This window comes from Dactylosporangium aurantiacum, from assembly GCF_000716715.1.
Taxonomy (GTDB): domain Bacteria; phylum Actinomycetota; class Actinomycetes; order Mycobacteriales; family Micromonosporaceae; genus Dactylosporangium; species Dactylosporangium aurantiacum.
Map to the genome: position 1 here is coordinate 1 of NZ_JNYJ01000114.1, position 5,937 is coordinate 5,937.

The 5,937-nt window shown below is 72.8% G+C and carries 2 protein-coding genes and 3 pseudogenes; all 5 read right to left on the reverse strand.

The window, feature by feature from the left end:
• On the reverse strand, positions 1-2,290 hold a 2,290-nt coding region (locus tag OP18_RS50425), incomplete at its 3' end, for a type I polyketide synthase (protein ID WP_033367911.1).
• A gap of 30 nt (positions 2,291-2,320) precedes the next feature.
• Positions 2,321-2,506, reverse strand: a complete 186-nt coding sequence (locus OP18_RS59005; RefSeq protein WP_162189952.1) for a hypothetical protein — start codon at positions 2,504-2,506, stop codon at positions 2,321-2,323.
• A gap of 135 nt (positions 2,507-2,641) precedes the next feature.
• Positions 2,642-2,974: pseudogene (locus tag OP18_RS61655) on the reverse strand (acyl carrier protein); the annotation flags it as partial.
• Between the two features lie 28 nt (positions 2,975-3,002).
• A pseudogene (locus OP18_RS62845) lies at positions 3,003-3,590 on the reverse strand (KR domain-containing protein); the annotation flags it as partial.
• 315 nt (positions 3,591-3,905) lie between these two features.
• Positions 3,906-5,937 (reverse strand): annotated as a pseudogene (locus OP18_RS51810) (type I polyketide synthase); the annotation flags it as partial.

Consider the following 5,937-nt stretch of genomic DNA (forward strand, 5'->3'; position numbering starts at 1 on the left):
CGAACCGCACCGTGCCCCGCAACTGGTCCAACCAGTAACCCGGTTGCGTCACGTCGCCGGTGGAGGTGGTGGCAATCGGGATAACTGGTGGGTGGAACGACACCGTCGACAGCACCTCACGGAACGCCGCCAACATCCCGTCCATCCGCTCGGAATGGAACGCATGGCTCACCCGCAACCGCTTCGACTTCTCGAACCCGGCCGCGACCTGCACGACCGCGTCCTCGTCGCCGGAGATCACCACCGCATCGGGGGCGTTGACGGCGGCGATCTCCGCACCGTCCACCAACGCATCGCGGACATCCGCTTCTGCCGCCTGGATCGCGATCATCGCGCCACCCGCCGGGAGCGCCTGCATCAGGCGGCCCCGCGCCTCGACGATCCTGCACGCGTCCGCCAGGGACCACACCCCGGCCACATACGCCGCGGCCAGCTCACCGATCGAATGACCTACCAGGTGATCCGGCCGCAGGCCCCAGGACTCCAGGAGGCGGTACAGCGCCACCTCGACGGCGAACAGCGCCGGCTGCGTCCACCGGGTCTCGTCCAACTCCGCGCCCTCGACCTCGCGCAGGCCCTCGATGCGCGCGCAGACCTCGTCGTACGCCGCCGCGAAGACCGGGTACGCCCCGTACAGGCCGCGGCCCATCCCCGACCACTGCGCACCCTGGCCGGTGAACAGCATCGCCGTGCCGCCGTCGGTCGCCGCGCCGCGGACCACGGTGTCGCCGAGCAGCACCGCCCGGTGGTCGAAGACCGTGCGGCCGGTGGCGAGGGAGTGGCCGACGTCGACCGGGTGCAGGTCGGTGACCGCCCGCAGCCGGGCCACCTGCGCGTCGAGGGCCTCGGGGGTACGGGCCGACAGCGGCCACGGCACCACCGGCAACGCGGCGGGTCCGGCGGGGGCGTCGACCGGTGCGGCCGCCTCGAGGATGACGTGCGCGTTGGTACCGGAGACGCCGAACGACGACACGGCGGCGCGGCGCGGCCGGTCGACCGCGGGCCAGGGTCGGGCCTCGGTGAGCAGCCGCACGGCGCCCGCGGACCAGTCGACGTGCGACGACGGGGCGGTGACGTGCAGGGTGCGGGGCATGGTGCCGTGGTGCAGCGCGAGGACCATCTTGATGATCCCGGCGACGCCGGCCGCGGCCTGGGTGTGGCCGATGTTCGACTTGACGGAGCCGAGCCACAGCGGTTCGTCGCGGTTCTGCCCGTACGTGGCGAGGAGCGCCTGCGCCTCGATGGGGTCGCCGAGGCTGGTGCCGGTGCCGTGCGCCTCGACGACGTCGACCTCGGTCGCGGCGACCCCGGCAGCGGCGAGCGCGGCGCGGATGACCCGCTGCTGGGCGGGGCCGTTCGGGGCGGTGAGGCCGTTGGAGGCGCCGTCCTGGTTGACGGCGGAGCCGCGGACGACGGCGAGGACCGGGTGGCCGTTGGCGAGCGCGTCGGAGAGCCGCTCCAGGAGCAGGACGCCGACGCCCTCGCCCCAGCCGGTGCCGTCGGCGTCGTCGGAGAACGCCTTGCACCGCCCGTCGACGGCCAGGCCACGCTGGCGGGAGAACTCGACGAACACGCCCGGGGTCGACATGACGGTGACCCCGCCGGCGAGCGCGAGCCGGCACTCGCCGCGGCGCAGCGCCTGCGTCGCGAGGTGCACGGCGACGAGCGACGCGGAGCACGCGGTGTCGACCGTGACGGCGGGTCCTTCGAGGCCGAACGTGTACGACAGGCGGCCGGAGACGACGCTGGCCGCGTTGCCGGTGCCGAGGTAGCCCTCGACGTTCTCCTCGGCGTGGGTGAGGAGGTTCAGGTACTCCTGGCCGTTGGTGCCGACGAACACGCCGGTGGCGGTGCCGCGCATGGCCCGCGGGTCGAGGCCGGCGCGTTCGAACACCTCCCACGACGTCTCCAGCAGCAGCCGCTGCTGCGGGTCCATCGCCAGGGCCTCCCGCGGCGAGATGCCGAACAGGCCGGCGTCGAACGCGGCGGCGTCGTCGAGGAACCCGCCGACCCGGGTGTACGTGCTGCCCGGCCGGTCGGGGTCGTCGTCGAACAGGGCGTCGAGGTCCCAGCCGCGGTCGGCCGGGAAGTCGCCGATGGCGTCCCGGCCGTCGAGCAGCAGCTGCCACAGGTCCTGCGGTGACATGACGCCGCCCGGGAAGCGGCAGCCCATCGCCACGATCGCGATGGGCTCCTGCTGGGCGGCCTCCAGTTCCCGCAACCGCTGGCGGGTCTGGTGGAGGTCTCCGGTCACCCATTTCAGATAGTCCCGGAGTTTGTCCTCGTTCATGACAACCCCACCCCGTCGCCCGGGCTCACCTCATGACCGACCGAGTTCCTCGTGGATGAACGAGAAGAGCTCGTCGTCCGTCGCCGCATCGAACTGCAGTGAGGTGGCCGATTCTGATTCCGCTGTGCGCGCCTTGTCGAGCTTCGAAAGCATCACATGCAGGCGGGTGCGCACGGCAGCGTGCAGGTCATCCTCTGGGGAAATCACCGAAATCAAGGATTCGACCTTGTCGAGGTCCGCGAGGATCGGTAGCTGGGGGTTTTCCGGTGCGCCGCCGGTCGCCTCGGTGTGCAGGTGGGCGGCGAGCGCGGCCGGGGTCGGGTAGTCGAACACGGCCGTGGCGGACACCTTGAGTCCGGTCCGGGCGGCGAGGCCGTTGCGGAACTCGACCGCGGTCAGGGAGTCGAACCCGAGGTCCCGGAACGCGTGGTCGGGCCCGACGAGCTCGGTGCCGCCGTGCCCGAGGACGGCCGCGGCGTGCCCCCGGACCAGGTCGAGCAGGCCGGGAAGGTCCCACTGTTCGCTGTGCCGCGGCGGGACGGGCGGCGCGTACAACCCGTCGAGCAGCGGCGCCGGCCGGTTGGTGGTGAACGCGGGCCCGAACGTGTCCCAGTCGATGTCGGCGACGATGACGCTGCCGCCGGTGACGCGACCCAGTGCGGTGACGGCGGTGGCGGGGTGCATGGGGCGGACGCCGCCGCGGTCTGGTCGCGGCGTCGAGGTGGCGGGCGCCGTCGACCTTGGCCGCCATCACCGCCGCGATCCGCTCCGGCGTCAACGCGTCCACGGTGCCGTCGTCGAGGATGCCGGCGGCGTGAATGACCGCGTTCGGCGCGTACTCGTCGAGCAGCCGATTTACGGTCGCGGCGTCGGTGATGTCGCCGGCGACCACCTCCACCCCTGGGAGGTCCAGGGTGAGCGCGTCGGGGCCGCGGCGGCTGACCAGCACGATCCTGGACGCGCCCTGGGCGTTGAGCCACTTCGCCACGTGGGTACCGAGGGCACCGGTACCGCCGGTGACCAGCACCGTGCCCCGCGGCTGCCACCCGTTCGTAGCCGCCGCCCGGATCAGGCGCCGGGCATGAGCGACGCCACCGCGGATCGTCACCTGGTCCTCAACCCCGCCGAGCACGGCGGGCAGCAACGCCACGCCTGCGTCGTCGACGTCTACCAGGCCGCCCCACCGGTCCGGGTGCTCCAGAGCGACGACCCGGCCCAGGCCCCAGACCGCGCGCTGGGCGGGGTCGGTGGCCGCGCCCCGGGTCACGCACCACATCGGCGCGTCGACGGTCTGTGCCATCGTGAGTGCTTCGGCGGCGTCGGCGGGCAGGGCCACCACGCCGGCGAACGGTCCCTCCCCCGGCGGGTCTTCGCCGACCACTGTCGCGCCGGCGGCGGTCAGTGCCGCTGCGACGGCTTCGGATCGGTCGCCGAGGACGAGCCAGGTGCCGGTCAGGGTCGCGGGGCGGGCCGGTAGCGGCGTCCACTCCTCGCGGTACAGCCAACGGTCCACAGTGGACCTGCGGTGCCGCCAGCTGCGCAGCGTGTCGAGGTCGCCGGAGTCGACGGCGGCCCAGAACTCGGCGTCCGGTCGGACCGTGTGGCGGACCGTCGGCCAGTACCGCTGCCGGTCGAAGGCGTACGTGGGAAGGTCCACGCGCCGCCCGCCGGCCAGGATCGCGGTCCAGTCCGGGGACCAGCCGTCGACGTGAGCCCGGGCGACGGCGGTCATCAGGGTGGTGGGTTCGTCGCGTCCCTTCCGCATCGCCGGGATGCCGTCGACCAGCGCGGACAGCACCCCGTCCGGACCAACCTCCAGGAACCTCGTCACGCCCTTGGCTTTGAGGGTCTCGACGGCGTCGGCGAACCGGACGGCACTTCGCAACTGGTCCAACCAGTAGTCCACAGTGGTGAGGTCACCGGTGGAGGTGGTGGCGATCGGGATCACCGGCGGGTGGAACGTGACCGTTGACAGGACGTCGCGGAACGCGTCGAGCATGCCGTCCATCCGCGCGGAGTGGAACGCGTGGCTGACCCGCAGGCGCTTCGTCTTGTCGAACCGCGCGGCGACCGCTGTCACCGCGTCCTCGTCGCCGGAGATGACGATCGCGTCCGGGGCGTTGACCGCGGCGATCTCGGCGCCGTCGACCAACGCGTTGCGAACATCCTCCTCGGCCGCTTGGATCGCGATCATCGCGCCGCCCACCGGGAGCGCCTGCATCAACCGGCCGCGCGCCGCCACGATCTTGCACGCGTCGTCCAGGGACCACACGCCGGCCACGTGCGCGGCGGCCAGCTCGCCGATCGAGTGGCCCACCAGGAAGTCCGGGCGCAGACCCCACGACTCCAGCAACCGGAAGACCGCCACCTCCACCGCGAACAACGCCGGCTGCGTCCACCGCGTCTCATCCAGCAGATCGCCCTCGACCTCGCGCAGACCCTCGATCCGCGCACACACCTCGTCGTACGCCGCCGCGAACACCGGATACGCGGCGTACAGGCCGCGGCCCATCCCCGACCACTGCGCGCCCTGGCCGGTGAACAGCATCGCCGACGCGCCGTCGGTGGTTTGCCCCCGGACGATCGTGTCGCCGAGGAGCACGGCGCGGTGGTCGAACGCCGTCCGGCCGGTGGCGAGGGAGTGGCCGACGTCGACCGGGTGCAGGTCGGTGACGGTGCGCAGCCGGGCCACCTGCGCGTCGAGGGCCTCGGGGGTACGGGCCGACACCGGCCACGGCACCACCGGCGGCGTCTTCGGTTCGACGGTCGGTTCGGCCGGCGGCGCCTCTTCGAGGATGACGTGGGCGTTGGTGCCGGAGATGCCGAACGACGACACGCCGGCGCGGCGGGGCCGGTCGGTGGCGAGCCACGGCCTGGCCTCGGTGAGGACCTCGACCGCACCGGACGTCCAGTCGACGTGTGAGGACGGCGCGGTGACGTGCAGGGTGCGGGGCAGGGTGCGGTGTCGCAGGGCGAGGACCATCTTGATGATCCCGGCGACGCCGGCCGCGGCCTGGGTGTGGCCGATGTTCGACTTCACCGACCCGAGCCACAGCGGCTCGGCGCGGTCCTGCCCGTACGTGGCGAGCAGCGCCTGCGCCTCGATCGGGTCGCCGAGGCTGGTGCCGGTGCCGTGCGCCTCGACCGCGTCCACATCAGCGGGTTCGAGGTCCGCGGCGGCGAGCGCGGCCCGGATCACCCGCTGCTGCGACGGACCGTTCGGGGCCGTAAGGCCGTTGGACGCGCCGTCCTGGTTCACCGCCGAACCCTTCACCACCGCCAGGATCGGGTGGCCGTTGGCGACGGCGTCCGACAGCCGCTCCACCAGGAGCAGACCGACGCCCTCACCCCAACCGGTGCCGTCCGCGTCATCCGAGAACGCCTTCGAGGTGCAGCGCGACCAGCGACGCCGAGCACGCCGTGTCGACCGTGACGGCCGGTCCTTCGAGGCCGAACGTGTACGAGATCCGTCCGGACGCGACGCTGGCCGCGTTGCCGGTGCCGAGGTAGCCCTCGACGTGCTCCTCGGCCGCGGCGAGGACCGTCGGGTAGTCCTGGCCGTTGGTGCCGACGAACACGCCGGTCGCGCTGCCTTTGAGGGTGGCCGGGTCGATCCCGGCGCGTTCGAACACCTCCCACGACGTCTC